Origin of the sequence: Arthrobacter sp. UM1 (assembly GCF_020483305.1) — a bacterium.
Classification (GTDB): Bacteria; Actinomycetota; Actinomycetes; order Actinomycetales; family Micrococcaceae; genus Falsarthrobacter.
Window position 1 is genome coordinate 186081 of the sequence record NZ_JACWAB010000002.1, and the last position, 18046, is coordinate 204126.

The 18046-nt window shown below is 70.8% G+C and carries 15 protein-coding genes and 1 tRNA gene; 13 read left to right on the forward strand and 3 right to left on the reverse strand.

Annotated elements, in window-relative coordinates; genetic code table 11:
• Positions 1–36 precede the first annotated feature (36 nt).
• The 3 genes from H9I38_RS04235 to H9I38_RS04245 all read left to right on the forward strand — a co-directional run bounded on the left by H9I38_RS04235 (position 37) and on the right by H9I38_RS04245 (position 2545).
• Positions 37–579, forward strand: coding sequence for a DapH/DapD/GlmU-related protein (locus H9I38_RS04235; protein WP_226337503.1), 543 nt, complete (start codon positions 37–39; stop codon positions 577–579).
• Complete coding sequence (locus tag H9I38_RS10930) at positions 576–1706, forward strand: glycosyltransferase (RefSeq protein ID WP_226337504.1); 1131 nt, start codon at positions 576–578, stop codon at positions 1704–1706. Before H9I38_RS04235 ends, H9I38_RS10930 begins: the two co-directional genes overlap by 4 nt.
• A 101-nt stretch (positions 1707–1807) precedes the next feature.
• Complete coding sequence (locus tag H9I38_RS04245) at positions 1808–2545, forward strand: SGNH/GDSL hydrolase family protein (protein ID WP_226337505.1); 738 nt, start codon at positions 1808–1810, stop codon at positions 2543–2545.
• 140 nt (positions 2546–2685) lie between these two features.
• Here the strand turns inward: H9I38_RS04245 and H9I38_RS04250 are convergent, their stop codons facing one another.
• Complete coding sequence (locus H9I38_RS04250) at positions 2686–3585, reverse strand: glycosyltransferase family 2 protein (RefSeq protein ID WP_226337506.1); 900 nt, start codon at positions 3583–3585, stop codon at positions 2686–2688.
• Between the two features lie 67 nt (positions 3586–3652).
• The gene (locus H9I38_RS04255; RefSeq protein WP_226337659.1) at positions 3653–4963 is read right to left on the reverse strand and encodes a UDP-glucose dehydrogenase family protein; all 1311 of its coding nucleotides are present in this window, start codon (positions 4961–4963) and stop codon (positions 3653–3655) included.
• A gap of 181 nt (positions 4964–5144) precedes the next feature.
• On the opposite strand from H9I38_RS04255, the gene H9I38_RS04260 reads away from it, so the two are divergent.
• The 3 genes from H9I38_RS04260 (at position 5145) to H9I38_RS04270 (ending at position 7733) form a co-directional block, all read left to right on the forward strand.
• Positions 5145–5216: transfer RNA gene (locus H9I38_RS04260), tRNA-Gln, on the forward strand.
• Between the two features lie 30 nt (positions 5217–5246).
• The gene (glmU, locus tag H9I38_RS04265) at positions 5247–6704 is read left to right on the forward strand and encodes a bifunctional UDP-N-acetylglucosamine diphosphorylase/glucosamine-1-phosphate N-acetyltransferase GlmU (protein ID WP_226337507.1); all 1458 of its coding nucleotides are present in this window, start codon (positions 5247–5249) and stop codon (positions 6702–6704) included.
• 48 nt (positions 6705–6752) lie between these two features.
• The gene (locus H9I38_RS04270) at positions 6753–7733 is read left to right on the forward strand and encodes a ribose-phosphate diphosphokinase (protein ID WP_226337508.1); all 981 of its coding nucleotides are present in this window, start codon (positions 6753–6755) and stop codon (positions 7731–7733) included.
• A gap of 72 nt (positions 7734–7805) precedes the next feature.
• Here the strand turns inward: H9I38_RS04270 and H9I38_RS04275 are convergent, their stop codons facing one another.
• Positions 7806–8138, reverse strand: a complete 333-nt coding sequence (locus H9I38_RS04275) for a PqqD family protein (RefSeq protein ID WP_226337509.1) — start codon at positions 8136–8138, stop codon at positions 7806–7808.
• Between the two features lie 117 nt (positions 8139–8255).
• On the opposite strand from H9I38_RS04275, the gene H9I38_RS10935 reads away from it, so the two are divergent.
• The 7 genes from H9I38_RS10935 (at position 8256) to H9I38_RS04310 (ending at position 18024) form a co-directional block, all read left to right on the forward strand.
• Positions 8256–9434, forward strand: a complete 1179-nt coding sequence (locus H9I38_RS10935; protein WP_319002174.1) for a glycosyltransferase family 4 protein — start codon at positions 8256–8258, stop codon at positions 9432–9434.
• 93 nt (positions 9435–9527) lie between these two features.
• A complete protein-coding gene (locus tag H9I38_RS04285; RefSeq protein ID WP_226337510.1) occupies positions 9528–10622 on the forward strand; it encodes a glycosyltransferase family 4 protein in 1095 nt (364 codons plus the stop codon).
• Positions 10619–11896, forward strand: a complete 1278-nt coding sequence (locus tag H9I38_RS04290) for a glycosyltransferase (RefSeq protein ID WP_226337511.1) — start codon at positions 10619–10621, stop codon at positions 11894–11896. Before H9I38_RS04285 ends, H9I38_RS04290 begins: the two co-directional genes overlap by 4 nt.
• Positions 11893–12810, forward strand: a complete 918-nt coding sequence (locus H9I38_RS04295) for an aldo/keto reductase (RefSeq protein ID WP_226337512.1) — start codon at positions 11893–11895, stop codon at positions 12808–12810. Before H9I38_RS04290 ends, H9I38_RS04295 begins: the two co-directional genes overlap by 4 nt.
• Positions 12807–14441 (forward strand): GMC oxidoreductase, encoded by a 1635-nt coding sequence (locus H9I38_RS04300; protein ID WP_226337513.1) that lies wholly within the window; start codon positions 12807–12809, stop codon positions 14439–14441. The genes H9I38_RS04295 and H9I38_RS04300 overlap by 4 nt, the downstream gene beginning before the upstream one ends.
• Positions 14438–16630 (forward strand): acyltransferase family protein, encoded by a 2193-nt coding sequence (locus H9I38_RS04305; protein ID WP_226337514.1) that lies wholly within the window; start codon positions 14438–14440, stop codon positions 16628–16630. Before H9I38_RS04300 ends, H9I38_RS04305 begins: the two co-directional genes overlap by 4 nt.
• Positions 16627–18024 (forward strand): hypothetical protein, encoded by a 1398-nt coding sequence (locus H9I38_RS04310; RefSeq protein ID WP_226337515.1) that lies wholly within the window; start codon positions 16627–16629, stop codon positions 18022–18024. Before H9I38_RS04305 ends, H9I38_RS04310 begins: the two co-directional genes overlap by 4 nt.
• Positions 18025–18046: the final 22 nt, after the last annotated feature.

Consider the following 18046-nt stretch of genomic DNA (forward strand, 5'->3'; position numbering starts at 1 on the left):
CTGTTTTTCAAAGCGCGAGAGCGATGTGATCACCCGATGCGAGACCTCACCGCCTTCCAGGGGCACGGCTATGACAAGGGCCGGGGGAAGATGACCCAGGCGGCCTGGCTCGCCGTGCAGGGGGCGGTGCTCCAGCACTGGTGGTGTCCGCCGAAGGTGAGAATCGCCGTGCTGAGGGCGTTCGGCGCGCGGATTGGCCGCAACTGCCTCGTGCGCCACCGGGTGCGCATCCACTGGCCCTGGAAGCTCGAGCTCGCGGACGCCGTCTGGATCGGCGAGGGCGCGTGGATCCTCAACCTCGAGCCCGTGAGGATCGGCAGCAACACGTGCCTGTCCCAGGAGGTGTTCGTCTGCACGGGCAGCCACCTCTTCGAGGACGACGCCTTCGAGTTCGACAACGCTCCTATCACCATCGGCGCGCGCACCTGGCTCGCGGCCCGCTCCACGGTGCTCCGCGGCGTGACGGTGGGCGACGACGTCCTCGTGGGCGCCCAGGCCCTCGTGGTCAAGGACGTCCCCGACGGCGCACGGGTTCTGGCTCCCAAGGGTGAGGTGCGCGAAGGAGGCCGGGCTCGGTGAGGATTCTCCACGTGGTCACCCTCGTCTCTCCCGACGGCGAGCTCGGAGGCCCTCTCCGGGTGGCAGTGACGCAGTTGAGAGAGCTCCAGCGGAAGGGGCATGAGGTCCTGCTCGTCGCGGGCGCTCGCGGGTTCGAGGGCACCCTGCCAGACGTGTACCAGGGCGTTCCGGTTAAGCTCTTCCCCGCTGTGCAGGCCGTGCCCGGAACCGGGTTCGCCGGAGTGGCGGCGCCCGGCATGGTCCCGTGGCTCGCGGCGCATGCCGGGGCGTTCGACGCAGTCCACCTGCATTTCGCCCGGGACCTGGTCCTCGTCCCCGCCGCAGCCGTGCTCCTGGCTCGTCGGATTCCCTTTGCGGCCCAGACCCACGGCATGGTGGTCCCGTCCGCCAAGCGCCTGGCGAAGACGCTCGACGCCCTCATCGTCCGCCGCACCCTGCGGACCGCGCGGACCGTGTTCGCGCTGGTCCCCAAGGAGAAGCGGGAGCTCGGCGAGGTGGAGCCGAGGGGGCGGTACGAGGTCCTGCCGAATGGGCTGGACCTCTCCGTGCCCGCCCCGGCTGCGGACCCGGCCTCGTCCCGAGACGTCCTCTTCCTGGCGCGGATGGCGCCGCGGAAGCGCCCCATGGACTTCGCGGAGGCGGCGGCCCGCCTGGCCCGGGAGTTCCCCGAGTGGACGTTCTCGCTCGTCGGCCCGGACGAGGGCGAGGCGGACGCCGTCCTCGAGTTCTGCCGGTCCCGCCCCGAGCTGCAGGGGCGGGTGCGCTGGGAGGGGCCGCTGCTCCCGGAGCTGACCGCGGTCCGGATGGCGGAGGCGGCGGTCTACGTGCTTCCCGCGGAGAACGAGCCGTTCGGCATGACGGTCATCGAGGCGCAGCGGGCGGGTCTGCCGGCGGTGTTCCGGACGGACTGCGGGCTCGCGGAGGGGGCGCGCGCCGCAGGAGCCGCCGCCCTGTACGAATCCGGCGCCGAGGGGCTCGCCGAGGCTCTGCGCCCCCTGCTCGCCTCGGCGGAGCTGCGCTGTGAGCTCGGCCGACGCGGACGGGCGCATGTCGAGTCCGTCTTCGGCATCGAGCAGGTGGCCGATCGCCTCGTCGGCGCCTATTCCGGCCTGCATTCGCGGGGCTGACGCGGGCGCGATTGATAGAATAACGCCATGCGGGTTCCCCGCCGCTCCGGCCGTCCCCGGGCCACTCCGCCGTCCCCCGACACTGTGAAGGAACCTGCCGCATGTCCTCCAAACGCGCCGGAATCATCGCGCTCATCGTCCTCGCCGTTCTGGTCGCAGGCCTCGGGGCCTTCGTCCTCCAGAAGCAGCGGCAGACCCCGCCGCCACCGGCCGAGGCGGCCAGCGTGCCGCTGCACACCTATGCGGCGGATCGGCGGGTGAAGCTCGAGGTCTACGGAGACTCGATCAGCCAGGGAAGCTCCCGGGCGTTCGCTTACGGAGACTTCGGCAAGACCAGCTGGGCCTACTACCTCAAGGGCAGCGAATTCGAGTACGGCGGCGGGTACGCGCAGGGCGGCATGACCTCGGCGCAGATCCTCAAGGACCGTGTGGCCGGCCAGGCCGAGCGGGACGCGCTCCTCATCGAGCTCGGGACCAATGACCTCCGCAGCAGCGCGAGCTTCGAGGACAAGCATTCCGAGTTCATGTCCAACGTGGACGCCATCGTGAAGAAGCGGGGCTACAAGCCCGCCAAGGTCGTGGTCATGGCGGTGGGCCCCGTCTCGTGGCCCGGCCCGGCGGCGGTGGTGCAGTGGAACAGCGCCACCCGCGCGGCGGCCAAGAACCGCGGCTACGCGTTCATCGACCCGTGGCAGGGGCTGAGGAACGAGGACGGGAGCATGGTCTCGCAGGACGACTTCCTCGACGGCATCCACCCGAACGAGTCCGGGGCCAAGAAGCTCTCCGCCAACATGTTCCAGGAGCTCAAGAAGGCGGGGTTCACGCCGAAGGGCGCGTGACCCGAACGGCGGCAGGCCCGAACGGCAGCAGGCCCGAACACCTGGAAGCCGCCCTGCGCGCTGCCGCGGCCTCCCCGACAGGGAAGGCCGCGGCAGCGCCGGGTCTCGGCGGAGGGAGCGAGGGGCTCAGCCGGACGGAGCTACAGATCGAGGATGCGCTCCGGCGTGACGCGGCCCCGGAGGAGGTCGCCGAGGGCCAGCAGATTCCCCTTGAGCCTCAGCCGCCTCCACTCCCGCTCCGGGCCCCAGATGGACCCCACCGCGTTCTTCCCGACGACGAGCACCACGCCCGGCAGATCCCGCCTGTCCACGTGGCCTTTCTGGTGCAGATGGGCCCAGTTGGACACGAACGAGTACCCGAACCGCACGTGAGACTGCCGTCCCCCGGAGGCGTCCCGGCGGTGAGCGATGACGACGGCGGGGTCCCGGTAGATGCGGCGGCCGGCCTTCATGAGAGCGCGGGCGAGGTCCGTGTCCTCGAGCCAGCTGTAGAGCGGAAGCCGCTCGTCGAACCGGAACCGGTTGAAGTCCTCAAGCCGGAAGACCATGTTGCACCCGTAGAGCTGGTTGTGGGGCTCCGCTGGGCCGGGACTCTGCGCGGCGTCGTCGCGCAGCGAGCGCTCCAGCGCCTCTGTGATCTCGGCGTCGGAGAGATTCGGCAGCCTTCCGGTTCCCTCCAGGACGACCCGGCCGGTCATGGCGGAGGAGTCCGGGTGCTCCGCGAAATGCCTCTCCACCCGGGCGAAGAAGTCGCGGCGGGGGACCGAGTCGTCGTCGAGGAACGCAACGGTGTCCGGCGCGGTGGTCAACGCGTCCACGCCCTTGTTGCGCTGCGCGGAGGAGCCCCGCGCGCCGAGCGCGATGACCACGGGGAACGGGAACGGCTCGCGGGCCGCGGGCGGGATGTCGGACTCGGCGGGTGCGGAGATGACCAGCTCGGACGGGTGCGGGTCCAGCTCTCGGAGGGAGTCGAGGAGCTTGGTCAGGGTCTCGTGCCGGTTGACCGTGGCCACGACGAGGGCGTGCTTCATGAGGGTCATGCCTCTTCTTCGGATCGGGTGCGGGTGGACACCGGGGATCGCGGGGAAGGGGAATGAGAGGGGAGGGTCAGCGCCCCACGCCCTGGTACGTCCATCCGGCTGAGGCGAACGCCTCCCGGTCCAGGACGTTCCGCCCGTCGAAGACCCGGCGCCCCCTGACGTGGGGCTCGAGGTCCGCGGGCGTGAGCGAGCGGTACTCCGTCCATTCTGTCAGCACTGCCACGATGTCCGCGTCGGAGACCGCCGCCTCCATCGAGTCCGTGTAGCTCAGCTCGGGGAAGCGCCGCCGGGAGTTCTCGACCGCCTCCGGGTCGGTGACCCGGACCGTGGCGCCCTGGAGCTGGAGCTGCTGGGCGATGCTGAGCGCGGGGGAGTCCCGGACGTCGTCGGAGAAGGGCTTGAAGGCAGTGCCGAGGACGCCCACGGTCACGCCGATGAGGGAGCCCCCGGCCATCTGCCGCATGGCCTCGACGGCGCGGGAGCGGCGCCGCATGTTGATGAGGTCGATCTCGCGGAGGAACGTGAGGGCCTCCTCGGCGCCGAGCTCTCCGGCGCGGGCGGAGAACGCCCGGATGTCCTTGGGCAGGCAGCCGCCGCCGAACCCGATGCCGGCGTTGAGGAACTTCCGGCCGATGCGCTCGTCGTGGCCGATGGCGTCCGCCAGCTGGGTCACGTTGGCTCCCGAGACCTCGCACATCTCGGCCATGGCGTTGACGAAGCTGATCTTCGTGGCCAGGAAGGAGTTGGCGGCCGTCTTGACGAGCTCGGCGGTGGGGAGGTTGACCACGAGCCGGGGAGTGCCCGCCTCGATCGCGGAGGCGTAGACGGCGTCGAGGAGCTCGGCGGCACGGGAGGGCGCGTCCGGATCGGCCACGCCGTAGACCAGCCGGTCCGGGCGCAGCGTGTCCTCCACGGCGTGCCCTTCGCGGAGGAACTCGGGGTTCCACGCGACGGTGAGGTCCGGGCGGGAGGCCGCCACCTCGCGGGAGAGGCGCTCGGCGGTGCCGACGGGAACCGTGGACTTGCCCACGAGAACGGCGCCCTCCTTGGCCACGGAGGCGATCGAGGCGAACGCGGCGTCCACGTAGTCGAGATTGGCGCGGTGCTCGCCCTCGCGCTGCGGGGTGCCCACGCAGATGAAGTGGAGGTCCGCCTCGGCGGCGGCGTGGAAGTCCGTGGAGAACTCCAGGCTGCCGTTCTCCTGGTCCCGGAGCAGGAGCTCGGGCAGTCCCGGCTCGAAGAACGGGGCCGTGCCGGACTCGAGGGAGCGGATCTTGTTCGCGTCGATGTCGAGCCCCACCACCCGGTGCCCGAGGCTGGCCATGCTGGCGGCATGCACCGCTCCCAGGTATCCGCATCCGACCACTGACATCGTCACGTTCTGCTGCACGCTCGGCTTCTCCTCTGCGGTGTGCGGTCCCGTTTGCGGCGGCCGCGGAACGGGCCCGCGCCGCCGTCTGACTCCCGTTCTCCCACCCGGGAGCAGACCGGTAGAAAGGTGCGAGTGAAGAACCGGTGATGGCATAATGAACTTTTGCGCCACCGGCGAGGCGGCGCGCTCCGCCCTGGTGTAACGGCAGCACGCCGGCCTTTGGAGCCGTGCAGTTTAGGTTCGAATCCTAAGGGCGGAACTCTAGGCTGGAGCCCAGAGCAATCAACGAATGCCGCGGAGCGAGGAGTCCCCTGTGAGCGATTCACCCCGTCCCTCAGTCATCGTCCTGGCCGCAGGCGCAGGCACGCGCATGAAGTCTGAGAAGCCCAAGATCATGCATGAGATCGGCGGCCGCTCCATGGTCGGGCACGCGCTCCGCGCCGCCGAGGGACTGTCCCCGGAGAAGATCGCCGTGGTCGTCCGCCATCAGCGGGACCGCGTGGTGGAGCACATCTCCCGGCTGGCCCCGCACGCCGCCATCGCGGACCAGGACGAGGTTCCCGGAACGGGCCGCGCGGTCCAGGCCGGCCTCGAGGCCCTGGAGAGGGAGGGCGTCACGCGTGGCACCGTCCTCGTGACCAGCGGGGACGTTCCCCTCATGACCTCCGAGTCCCTGCAGCGTCTCGCCGAGGACCACGAGTCCGCGGGCAACGCGGTGACCGTGCTGACCGCCGTCGTGCCGGACGCCACGGGCTACGGCCGCATCGTTCGGGGCGAGGGCGGCGAGGTGCTCGCCATCGTGGAGCACAAGGACGCCACGGAGGAGCAGCGGGCCATCCGCGAGTTCAACGCGGGCGTGTACGCGTTCGACATCGAGGTCCTCAAGGACGCCCTCTCCCAGGTCACCACGGACAACGCGCAGGGCGAGATGTACCTGACGGACGTGCTCGGGATCGCCCGCTCGGCCGGCGGCCGCGTGGCCGCGTCCGTGGTGGAGGACGTCTGGCAGGTCGAGGGCGCCAATGACCGCGTCCAGCTCGCCGCGCTCGGCAAGGAGCTCAACCGCCGCACGGTGGAGCGGGCCATGCGGGGCGGCGCCACCGTGGTGGACCCGGACACCACCTGGATTGACGACTCCGTGGTCATCGGCCAGGACGTCACCATCCTCCCGAACACGCAGCTGCACGGCGCCACGGAGATCGCCTCCGGCGCGAGCGTGGGGCCGGACACCACGCTCACGGACGTCGTCGTCGGCGAGGGCGCCTCGGTGGTCCGCACGCACGGCTCCGAGTCCCGCATCGGCGCGGGCGCGTCCGTGGGCCCGTTCGCCTACCTCCGCCCGGGCACCTCGCTGGGGGAGAAGGGCAAGATCGGCACGTTCGTGGAGACCAAGAACGCGGAGATCGGCAGCGGCTCCAAGGTCCCGCACCTCTCCTACGTCGGCGACGCCACGATCGGCGAGGGCTCCAACATCGGCGCGGCGAGCGTGTTCGTCAACTACGACGGCGTCAAGAAGCACCGCACCGTGATCGGCAGCCACGTGCGCATGGGCTCGGACAACATGTACGTGGCCCCGGTGACGGTGGGGGACGGCGCCTACTCCGGCGCCGGAACCGTGGTCCGCAAGGACGTCCCGGCCGGCGCGCTCGCCATCACCGTGGCGCCGCAGAGGAACATCGAGCGCTGGGTCACGGAGAACCGTCCCGGCACCGCCGCAGCCGAGGCCGCTGAGAAGGCCTCCGAGTAGACTGAGAACCCCGTCAGGCATCTGCGAACAGCAAAGGACAACGGCTTCATGAGCGGAATCACCGCGTACGGAGAGAAGAAACTGGTTCTGGCCTCGGGCCGGGCGCACCCCGAGCTCGCCGCAGAGGTGGCCAAGGAGCTCGGCACCGAGCTGCTCCCGGTGGATGCCTACGACTTCGCGAACGGCGAGATCTACGTCCGCTCCGCGGAGAGCGTCCGCGGCACGGACGCGTTCGTCATCCAGTCCCACCCGGCTCCGCTCAACAACTGGCTCATGGAGCAGCTCATCATGATCGACTCGATGAAGCGCGCCTCCGCCAAGCGGATCACCGTGGTCTCGCCGTTCTACCCGTACGCGCGCCAGGACAAGAAGGGCCGCGGCCGCGAGCCGATCTCGGCCCGCCTGGTCTCGGACCTCTACAAGACGGCCGGCGCGGACCGCATCATGTCCGTGGACCTGCACACGGCCCAGATCCAGGGCTTCTTCGACGGCCCGGTGGACCACCTCATGGCCATCCCGCTCCTCGCGGACTACATCCGCTCCCGCGTGGGCACGGACAACGTCACCGTGGTCTCCCCGGACACCGGCCGCGTCCGCGTGGCCGAGCAGTGGGCGGAGATGCTGGGCGGCGCGCCGCTCGCGTTCGTCCACAAGTCGCGCGACCTCACGGTGCCCAACCAGGCCGTCTCCAAGACCGTCGTGGGCCAGATCGAGGGCCGCACGTGCGTGCTCATCGACGACATGATCGACACCGGCGGAACCATCGCCGGCGCCGTCCAGGTGCTCAAGAACGCCGGCGCCAAGGACGTCATCATCGCGGCCACGCACGCCGTGTTCTCCCCGCCGGCGGCCCAGCGCCTCGCGGAGTCCGGCGCCCGCGAGGTGGTGGTCACGAACACGCTGCCCATCCCCAACGAGAAGCGCTTCGAGAACCTCACCGTCCTTTCGATCGCCCCGCTCCTCGCCCGGGCCATCCGAGAGGTCTTCGAGGACGGCTCCGTCACGAGCCTCTTCGACGGCAAGGCCTGACGGCCTCCGCCTCAGACAACGACGACGGCGCCCGCCGGTTCAGACGGAACCGGCGGGCGCCGTCGTCGTGTTTTAGGGGAGGGCGTCCGGGATGTCCGTCTCTTGCACCGCGAGCCCGAGCTCCTCGAGCTGGCGGAGGAACCCGCCGACGTGCGGGGCGATGCGGCTCTCCGGCTCGCCGAACTCCTCGGCGAGGGCGCGGATGAGCGACTCCTCGGGCGTCGGGGAGGCTGAGAGCGAGCGCCAGATCGCGAGCGCCGTGCCCTCGAGGGCGACGGGGGAGGACGCGCTCGGGGCCAGGGCGTAGAGGATCCCTCCGCCCTGGTCAGGGGTGGGCGCCTCTCCGCCGGAGGTCTGCGTGTCGGACGTCTCCGCAACGGATGCCGCCCGCATCCAACTGCTCATGCGCCGTCTCCTCGGGGTCTCGGGCTGGCCAAGCGAACGTCTGGTTTTGACGGGTGTTATGACTGCAGGTAAAATAATAACGCCTCTCATCCCCCTTCGTGCGCAGAAAGACCTCACGTGAGTTTTGTCGTCGCCTTCAACCGAGACCGCGATTCCTACCATGCGGCCCGGGCGTTCGCCGAGGTCGGGCAGCTCCGCCGGTTCGTGACGGACTATTACGCCAAGGCGTGGCCCGTTCAGCTTCCCGGCCTGCAGCACCGCTCTGCGGAGTCGGTCCCGCCCTCGCTCGTGACGCCGTCTCTGCAGGCGCTGCTGCGCCAGCTGCCCTACGAGGCGCTGCGCCGGGTGGGTCCCGTGGACTTCCCGAGCCACGCGGTGGAAGGGGCGCTGGGCCGGACGGCCGCGCGGGTGGCTCGGCAGAACCCGGACGCTGACCTCTTCCTCTACTCCGGTTCCGCGGCGCAGGCCTTCGCAGGGCCCTCCACCGGTCGCCGGATCCTCTTCCAGTACCACCCGTCTCCCTCGTTCATCGAGGAGACCATGCGCACAGTGGACGAGCTCGGCTCGGCCCGCCCCTGGACGCCCGAGGCGGAGGTGGACTCTCCGGCCATGCAGGCCCGCCACCTCCAGGAGACGTCGCTCGCGGACGCGGTGGTCTGCGCTTCGGGCTTCACGCGCCAGGGGCTCCTTGCCTCGGGCGTCCCCGCTGAGCGGATCTCCGTGGTGCCCTACGGGTGCCCTGAGCCGCTGCCGCTGGCGCCCGTGGAGCCCACGCGGACCTGCCGGTTCCTCTTCGTGGGCCAGGGCGTGCAGCGGAAGGGGCTGCACATCCTGCTCGAGGCGTGGCGCCGTGCCCGCCTGCCGGGCGCCCGGCTGAGGATCGTGGCGTCGAGGCTGGATCCCCAGATGGAGGACTTCGCGCGAGGCCTGACGAACGTGCAGATCACCCCGCGCGTCTCACGCGAGGAGCTCCGCCGTCTCATGGCCGAGGCGGACACGTTCGTCCTCCCGAGCCTCGTGGAAGGGTTCGGCCTCGTGCTCGGCGAGGCCCTCAGCTCGGGGGCCCGCCTCATCGCCTCGGACAACACGGGTCTGGCGGACCTCCCGCTCGACCCGGCGGTGAAGACCGTGGTCCGCGCCGGCCGGGTGGAGCCGCTCGTCGAGGCGCTCCGGCAGGCCCGCGAGACCTTCGAGCCGAGGCGGGCGTACCGGGAGCTCTGCGTCGCGGAGGCCGCGGCTCACTCCTGGGCGGTCTTCCGCCAGGGCGTCCGGGACGCGGCCGGCGTCGCATCCTGACGCCCCGGCCCCCCATCACAGACAACAGCACGGGCGCCGCGCCTCAGCGTCCGGGCCGTCCCCGTCCATCGCACCTCAACCACGGAGGAATGTGTGAAAGTCGCGCTCATGGTCCACCGCTTCGCCCCGGACTTCGGCGGAGTCGAGGTGACGGCCGAGCTCATCGCCCGCGGACTCGTCGAGCGCCACGGGGCCGAGGTCACCGTGGTGACCCACACCCGGGAGAAGGCAGGGGACGACTCGCAGTTCCCCTTCTCGGTGGCGCGCGAGCCGGCGCCCGCGGAGCTCGTGCGGATCATCCGCGAGGCCGACGTCGTCTTCCACAACAACCCCTGCCTCCAGTTCGCCTGGCCCCAGGCTTTCATCCGGCGGCCGTGGCTCATCGCCCTGCGCACGTGGGTCACCATGCCGGGCGAGCCTCTGAGCCGTCTCGAGCGCCTGAAGTACGAGGCGAAGTACGCGGTGGTGGAGCGCGCGGACAAGCTCGTGGCCAACTCCTCGGCGCTCGCGGGGCATGTGCGTCCCCAGGTCGAGGTCATCCACAACTCCTACCGGGATGACGTCTTCTTCGACCAGGGCCGGGAGCGGCCGCGGGACTCGATTGTCTTCCTGGGACGCCTTTCCTCGGACAAGGGGATCGACCTCCTCCTCGAGGCGCTGAGCCTCCTCCGGGAGCGGGGCCGCAGGCCTCGCCTCACGCTCGTGGGCGAGGGCGACTTCCGCCCCGCGGTAGAGTCCCGGATCCGGTCCCTGGGCCTCGGGGACCAGGTGGTCCTCACGGGGCGGAAGACAGGGGCGGCCATCAATGACGAGCTCAACCGCCACGCCATCGCCGTCGTCCCCTCCCGCATCCCCGAGCCGTTCGGCACCGTGGCGCTGGAGTGCGCCGCGGCCGGGTGCGTCACGCTGGTGGCCGGGCACGGCGGCCTGCCCGAGGCCATCGGGGAGGCTGGGCCGGTGTTCCAGCCGAACAGCGCGGAGGCGCTCGCGGACGGCCTGGAGCGGCTCCTCACGGATGACGCGTACTTCTCCTCGTTTGCCGAGCCGGCGCGCCGGCACGTGGCCGCTCACCGGGAAGAGGTCATGGTGGATCGCTTCCACGCCGCGCTGCTCGAGACGGTCGAGCGGTTCGAGACCACACGCGGGCCTCGGCGCCGCGGCGCCTCGTCGAGGGGGCGCCGCGCATGAGAAGGGCGATTCTCCTGGCGGCCCGGAACCCGGCAGCGCAGAGGACCGGCCGCATCGCCGTCCTGGAGGCGGCTGTGGCCGGACTCCGGGGGGCCGGTTTCGAGGTGACGGTCGTGGCGCTCACGAAGGACGAGACGCCCTCCGAGTGGGCGGGATGCGAGCTGATCCGCCTGCAGCCGGGCGGCGTCCTCGCCACGGCCGGGGGAGTCCTCGTGTCGGCTCTGCGCGGGGGCACCCTCAACGCGGGGCTCTTCCGGCAGCGCTCGCTCATCCGGCGTGTCCGGGAGGCGGCGGACCGGATCGGAGCAGACGTCGTCGTGGGCGACGGTCTGAGAGTCTGGCCCCTCGCCGCCGGGAGCGGGCGCCCGTGCATCATGCACCTCGACGACCTCCTCTCGGACCGCTACGGCTCGGCCGGGTTCGCGGAGGGGAACTCCAACATCCTCGGCTACTTCGCCTCCCAGCTTCCGGCGCGTCTCGTGGGGCCGCTGGAGCGGCTGGCGCGTGCGAGCCTGGGCTTCGAGTCCTCGCGCGCGTACCGGGAGGAGGTGCGGATCGCCCGGGCGGCGGCCGGCGTCGCCATGACGAGCCGAGCCGAGGCGGCGACGCTCGCGGCGCGCGCCGGGGTGACGGTGGACGCTCTGCCGATGGCAGTGGATCCCAGACATCCTGCGGATCCCGCGTCAGCCCCGCCGGGGACCGCCGTCTTCCTCGGCGTTCTGCACTACGGACCCAACATCGCCGCGCTGCGGCACCTGCGGGACGCGGTGCTTCCGGAGCTCGAGCGGCGGGGCAGACGACTGGCCGTCGATGCCGTGGGCGCCGGGGCCGAGGAGTTCGCCGAGGAGTTCGCGGGCACGCCGATCCGCCTCCGCGGGTATGCGGAAAGCCTCGAGGAGGGGCTCTCCGGGCACCGGATGTTCCTCTCGCCGATCCTGGCCGGGACCGGGGTCAAGACCAAGGTGCTCGACGGCATGTCTGTGGGGCTTCCCGTCGTGGCGACCCGCCTGGGCGTCGAGGGGATCGACGTCGAGGACGGACAGGAGGTCCTTCTCGGCGAGACCCCCGCGGAATTCGCTGACGCGGTCATCCGGCTCATGGACTCGCCAGAGCTGGCCGCCCGGATCGGCCGGGCGGGCCGCGCAAGGCTCCGCGACCTCATGTCCTCGGAGAACGTCGGGGCGGCGTGGCGGGCCGTCCTCGATCGGGTCGTCCCGCCCGCTCAGAGTCCCGAGGCAACGGGAGAGATCACCCAGGGAAAGGCATGTCCATGACCGCAGAACTCCTCACCCCGGCTCGCATCGGGGGAGTCACGACGACGCCGCTCGGGCTGGGCACGGCTCGCCTCGGGGCGTTCTGGCAGGGGCGCTCGCTTGCGGAGGGGGCCCGGACGCTGGAGACGGCCCTGGACCTCGGGGTGACGCTCATCGACACGGCGGACGTCTACGCCCGCGGTCTCGCCGAGCGTCTCGTGGGCCGGGCGGTCCGCCGCCGCCCGGACGTCACGGTCATGACCAAGGTGGGACTGCTCAAGACTCCGCGCGGCCTGGCTCACAGCGCGAGGGTCTCGGGGAGGGTCCCCTCGCTCTCGGGGCTCAAGGCGGCCACGCGGGCCGGGCGCGACTATTCGAGTGCCTATGTCCGCACAGCGGCAGAAGACTGCCTCCGGAGGCAGGGGCGCGAGGCTCTCGACGTCCTCCTTCTCCACGACCCCGGAGCAGAAGACCTCCGGCGCGGCGAGTTCCTCGAGGGCGTGGAGGCGCTCGTGGATGCGGGCCGTGTCCGGGCGTGGGGCGCGTCCGTGTCTTCCCATGACGCGGCCGAGGCCGCGCTCGAGGTGCCGGGACTGTCCTGGCTGCAGATGCCGGTGAACCCGCTGGTCGGCGGTCCCTCGAAGGAGCTGGCCGCCGCAGTGGAAAAGAAAAACGTTAGTATTATCGGACTGGCCGTGCTCGGCGACGGCACCCTCATCCCGCGGCTCCGCGAGACCGGCGTCCCGCCTGCGGAGATCGCCGCCCGCCTCGCAGGACGTGCGCAGGCGCAGGACGGCGTCTCCGGCGTCCTGCTCGGCATGAGCTCGGCGTCCCACGCGTACGCGAACCTCGCGGCAGTGCTGCGAGGCGCGGCGGAGCGGCCCAGCCCGGCCATTGACGCAGTCCTTGAGAAGCTAGGGAGAACAGGGAAATGACAGTCATCGACGGTCGGAAGCTGACCGGCGCCGCAGAGCTCCGCGCGGACCTCGTCGTCATCGGAACCGGGCCGGCGGGCGCCTCCGTGGTCCGTGAGCTGGCCGATGCGGGGCTCGACATCCTCATGGTGGACGCCGGCGGCTTCACCGTGGACGCGGACATGCAGGACAGCCTTCGGGGCGACGACTTCTCGGAGCGGACCGAGCCGCTGGCCAAGGTGCGCCAGAAGCGCGTGGGCGGCGCGTCCATGCAGTGGGGCGGCCGCACGGCTCCCTTCAACGCGATCGACTTCGAGGCGCGGCCGGGGCTCGGCCTCAAGGCGTGGCCCGTGAGTCGCGAGGACATGGAGCCGTACTACCGGCGGGCCGGGCAGCGGCTCGACGTCGGACGGTTCGAGTGGACGGCCAATCCCGCGATCCCGGGGGAGCGGGCTCATCTGCTCAGCCCCGCCTCGGACACCGTGGCGGACGAGGGCGTCTGGCGGTACTCGCCGCCCACTCGCTTTGCCGAGGTGTACCGGAGGGAGCTCGACGCGCTGCCGAACATCCGCCTCCTGACCCATGCCAACGTCCTCAGGCTCGTGGAGGGCGAGGAGGGCCGCGTAGTCCACGCCGAGGCCGCCACGCCGTCGGGAGCGCGCCTGCGCCTGCGGGCCGAGCGGTTCGTCCTCGCTGCGGGAGGACTGGAGTCCACCCGCATCCTGCTCCACAGCGGCATCGGCAACGAGCACGACCAGGTGGGCCGGAACTACATGATCCACCCCATTGCGGAGGTGGGAACGCTCACCTTGAAGGACCCCCGCTCCGCCGACGCGGCGACGGCGTACGTCCGCACGCACGACGGGGCCTGGGCGCGCCGCCTCCTCCAGGTGTCCGAGGAGGTGAAGCGCCGCGAGGGCCTCCTCAACATGGGCTTCGCCATCTGGTACGAGGAGCCCCGTGACCCCTCCCACCGGGACCCGCTGCTCTCGGCGTTCGCGCTGGCCCGCAAGGCGCTCACCTACACCGGCGAGTTCAAGGCCACGGGCATGCATCGGCGGTACGCCGAGCTCAGGGACCCGAAGGGGCACGTCCGCAACCTCGTCCTGGGCGCGCCCGCGCTGGCCGGCTTCGCCCTCGAGTGGGCGCGGGACCGCTGGATCTCGCGCCGAACGCTTCCGGCCTTCACCCGCCGGTCCAAGCGGGGCCGCTACCGTCTCCGCTTCGACGCCGAGCAGCTGCCCTCGCCGGAGAACCGCGTGAGACTCTCAGCCACGGAGAAGGACGCATACGGCGTGCCGAGGCTCCGGGTGGAGCACTCCGTGTCCGCGGAGGACCGGGCCAACTACCACCGCAGCCTCGAGATCATGGCACAGGGCTTCGCCGAGAGCGGCTGGGCCTCGTACGTGCCGCCCTCGCTCGAAGAACTGCTCGAGGCGGAGCTCGTGGACGGGACGCACCAGATGGGCCTGCTCCGCATGGGCTCGGATCCCGCCGAGTCTGTGGTGGACGCCGACCTCAAGGTCTGGGGAACGCAGAACCTCTACGTCAGCTCGACGGCGGTGTTCCCGTCCTCCTCGCACGCCGGCCCGACGATGACCGCCGTCGCCCTCTCCATCCGGCTGGCCGACCACCTGCGGACGGCCTCTTGAGCCGTCCGGCAGCTGCAGCCGTGGACGGACGGCGGGCGGCGCGCAGCGACATCCAAGGGCTGCGGGCGCTCGCCGTCCTCCTCGTCATCGCCCAGCACTTCTGGAACGTGCCGGAGGGCGGGTTCGTCGGCGTCGACGTCTTCTTCGTGATCTCCGGCTTCCTCATCTCCAGCATCATCCTGAGGGACATCGAGGATTTCGGACGGCTGAGGTTCCGGCGCTTCTACGCGCGGCGGATCCGGAGGATCGTCCCGGCGGCGGTCCTCGTGTCCCTCGTGGCGCTGCCCGCCGTCTGGCTGACCTGGTTCAGCCAACAGGCGCTCCAGTTCACCCTGGACGCCGCCTGGTCCAACCTCTGGGTCTCGAACTGGCACTTCGCCGGTGTGGGGACCGACTACCTGGCGCATTCGCAGAACCCCTCTCCATTCCAGCACTACTGGTCCCTCTCCGTTGAGGAGCAGTTCTACACGGTGTGGCCTGTGCTGCTCACGGGCGCCTGGCTCCTCGGACGCTCGCAGGGGCGAGCGCAGAGAACCGTGACTGCGGCGGTCATCGCAATCGCCGTCCTCTCGTTCGCGTGGGCGGTCGCCTTCACCGCGTACCGAGGGCAGTGGGCGTACTTCGACACGCTCTCGCGGGGGTTCGAGTTCGCCCTCGGCGCGCTCGCGGCTCGCTTCGCGCTGCATGGACTCCGTGCACGTGCTGCCGGGGCAGTCGGCCTGGCGGGGATTCTCGTCTCAGCGCTCGCCATCACGCCGGACCTGCCGTTCCCGGGGCCGTGGGCTCTGCTGCCCGCGGCGAGCGCAGCGCTCGTGCTTGCCGCGCGAGAGCAGTGCGCCGTCGTCAGCTCTGTTCTCGGCAACCGGGCCATGCAGTGGGCAGGAGACGTCTCCTACTCCCTCTACCTCTGGCATTTTCCCGTGCTCGTCATCGGCGCCGCCTGGCTGGGCCGCTCTGCCGCTGCCTCGTTGGCCCTCTTGGCGCTGACGCTTCTCCTGGCGGCCGCCTCGTACCGGTGGGTGGAGAACCCTATCCGCCGTTCGAGGTGGCTCCGGCAGTGGGAAGAACGCGACGCGGCGGCGGCCAGGGCGGCGGGGCTCGGCTCACCGGCGCGAGGCCACGCTGCGGGCGGGTGCTTGGCCTCCGAGGCCCGGGGCGGTGCACGCTCGGCCCGTGGGCCCCTGCTTGCCTCGGGCGCGCTCTCGGCTCTGCTGGTCCTGCTCGGCGGCTACCAGATGGCCCCGTGGAAGACGGGTGTGCTCGCGGCGCAGTCTTCAGCTGTCCGTCCGGCCCATGCGGGAGAACCGTTCAGCGGCCTTGAGCCCCTTCAGGCCGCTCTCCGAGCGCCGGGGGCGGGGGACTGGTCTGGACTGACCCCCGCACCGGACGAGCTCAACCAGAAGCAGGTGGCTCCTGCTCTGGCGCCCGGCACTCCCTGCGCCGCGGCCTTCGGGGACACCGAGCTCGGGCTGTGCACGTGGGGCCACGAGAAGGCGTCGCGGCACATCCTCGTCATCGGGGACTCGGTGGCGTTGGCGTGGACGCCCGCCGTCGTGCGCGCGAGCGGACCGGACACGCGCGTGACGGCGGCCGGAGTCGGATCCTGTTCTCCCTTCGACGTCCGCCAGCAGGCGGATTTCGAGGCCAGCGGATTCCCGGAGAAGTGCGCGGCCACGAGGAAAGCCCTGCTTGAGCTGGTCGCGAGGCAGAAGCCCGACGTGACGGTGGTGTCGAGCGCCGTCGGCGGGTTCGACCATCAGCTGGACGCGTCAGGGCGCCCTCTCACAGAGCCCGAAGTGCAGAGGAGCGCTTGGGCCGCCGCTGCGGAGCGAACGCTTCGTGGCGCTGCCGCGCATTCCGGGCGAGTCGTGGTGCTCGGCTCGCCGGGACTCACCGGTGATCCGCGGACCTGCATGCGGCGCTTCGGGGCGCCATCGGACTGCGCGGCGGAGCTCACTCCCCGCCAGCGGGACAAGGAGCAGGCCGAGGCCGAGGCGGTCTCTCGTCTCCGGGAGTCCGGAGCCCGGGTCGCGCGGTTCGACGCCCTCGCGGCGACGTGTGCGGAGGGACGGTGCCCGCTCGTCGTCGGCGGATACCTGACGCACACGGATCCCACGCACATCACACTGGCCTTCGCCGAGGCGCTGGCCCCTGTCCTCGATCCCTACTTGAGAGGCTCTGCCGCATGATCTGGGCGGTTTCCCTGGCCGTGATCGGACTCCTCGTGAGCCGGCGTCCTGGCCTGCTGGTCGCACTGGCGATCGCGTCGTTCGTGCTCATCCCGGGTGTGGCCCGGAACGTCCTCACCCCGTACCTTCACCCTGGGGCGTACCTCGTCTGGGCGGGAGTCGCCGGGCTCGTGCTCTTCCGCCGGAGCTGGCTGCGGGATGCGCTCTCACTGAGTCGGGGGATGCTGGCCGCTGTGGGAGTCTTCGTGGCCTACGCGCTCATCGACGCCCTCAACCCCGGCTCTCACGGCCTGTTCAGCGATGCGCAGTCCCTCACGTCTTTCTTGCTGACCCCGGTGATCGTGGCGGTGGTCGCGAGGAAGGCGGTGGCGGACCGGCCGCGGCTCGCCCGTCGCTTGGCAGGTCTCTTCATCCTCCTCGGCATCGCGGAAGTGGTTCTCGCCCAGCGCCAGAACGATTCGGGCGAGGTGCTCGTCTGGTCGGACGTGTACAAGTCCATCTGGTGGTGGGGCCAGGACGACTCCATCGGCCGCGCCATCGGAACCACGGGCCACGGCATCCAACTGTCCGTCTTCTTCGCGATGACGATCGCCCTGGCGCCCGTGATCCGCTCCGTGCTCCTCCGCTTCGCCTATGTGGTGGCCTGCTGGGCGGCTCTCCCGTGGACGAATGGCCGTCTCGGCATGATCCTTGCGGCCCTCACCACTGCCTACCTTGTGCTGCAGAGCCGCAGGACTCCGTTGCGCACGGTCGTCTTCACGGTTCTCGCGGGAGCCGGGATCGTAATCAGCCTCGAGTCAGACGCGGGTCAGGAGCTTCTCCGGAAGTTCAACGACGACGGCGGCTCCAACCAGAAGCGGATCGACGCTCTCAAGTGGGGCTATGCGCACTGGAAAGAGTTCCTCTTCGCCGGCTACCCGGGCAATCGGGACGTGCGAGGCGGAGGCCTTCTCCAGTCCACCCTCGAGAACGGATTCCTCATGGCGGGCATGGCCTTCGGCCTCGTCTTCGCCTTCATGCTTTTCATGCTCTACGTGGTGCAGCTCAGCCGTGTGTTCATGGCCAATCGAGAGGCGAGGATGTGGGCCGTTGCCGGTGCCGTCGGGGTGGGCGCATTCTTCGGCTCCTCATCGTTCATGGCGGACAGCCTTGACGGGGTCACCACGTGGATCATCCTGGGCGTGGGGTTGGGCCTTCGGGAGAAGCCCAAACGGCGTCGTTCGCCTGCGACGCAGCCCGCTGGGTCAGATCCTGCTGTATCGGATCGAGGCGAGGCTGGACCGTTTGCAAAGACCCAGGCAGCGTCTGCAAACGCGTCGCCGAAGGCCGCGCCGCAGATGTTCGGCGGGTCTCCGCAGCACGCCGGCGCGGGGACCGTGGGCACTCGTAGCTGAGAGCCAGGTCCGTCGCAGGTCG

Excerpts from the sequence above, each read along its gene's own strand:
- H9I38_RS04235 (WP_226337503.1), top strand. The coding sequence starts at position 37 with ATGCGAGACCTCACCGCCTTCCAGGGGCACGGCTATGACAAGGGCCGG.
- H9I38_RS04245 (WP_226337505.1), top strand. The coding sequence starts at position 1,808 with ATGTCCTCCAAACGCGCCGGAATCATCGCGCTCATCGTCCTCGCCGTT.
- H9I38_RS04250 (WP_226337506.1), bottom strand. The coding sequence starts at position 3,585 with ATGACCCTCATGAAGCACGCCCTCGTCGTGGCCACGGTCAACCGGCAC.
- glmU (WP_226337507.1), top strand. The coding sequence starts at position 5,247 with ATGCCGCGGAGCGAGGAGTCCCCTGTGAGCGATTCACCCCGTCCCTCA.
- H9I38_RS04270 (WP_226337508.1), top strand. The coding sequence starts at position 6,753 with ATGAGCGGAATCACCGCGTACGGAGAGAAGAAACTGGTTCTGGCCTCG.
- H9I38_RS04275 (WP_226337509.1), bottom strand. The coding sequence starts at position 8,138 with ATGAGCAGTTGGATGCGGGCGGCATCCGTTGCGGAGACGTCCGACACG.
- H9I38_RS04290 (WP_226337511.1), top strand. The coding sequence starts at position 10,619 with ATGAGAAGGGCGATTCTCCTGGCGGCCCGGAACCCGGCAGCGCAGAGG.
- H9I38_RS04295 (WP_226337512.1), top strand. The coding sequence starts at position 11,893 with ATGACCGCAGAACTCCTCACCCCGGCTCGCATCGGGGGAGTCACGACG.
- H9I38_RS04300 (WP_226337513.1), top strand. The coding sequence starts at position 12,807 with ATGACAGTCATCGACGGTCGGAAGCTGACCGGCGCCGCAGAGCTCCGC.
- H9I38_RS04310 (WP_226337515.1), top strand. The coding sequence starts at position 16,627 with ATGATCTGGGCGGTTTCCCTGGCCGTGATCGGACTCCTCGTGAGCCGG.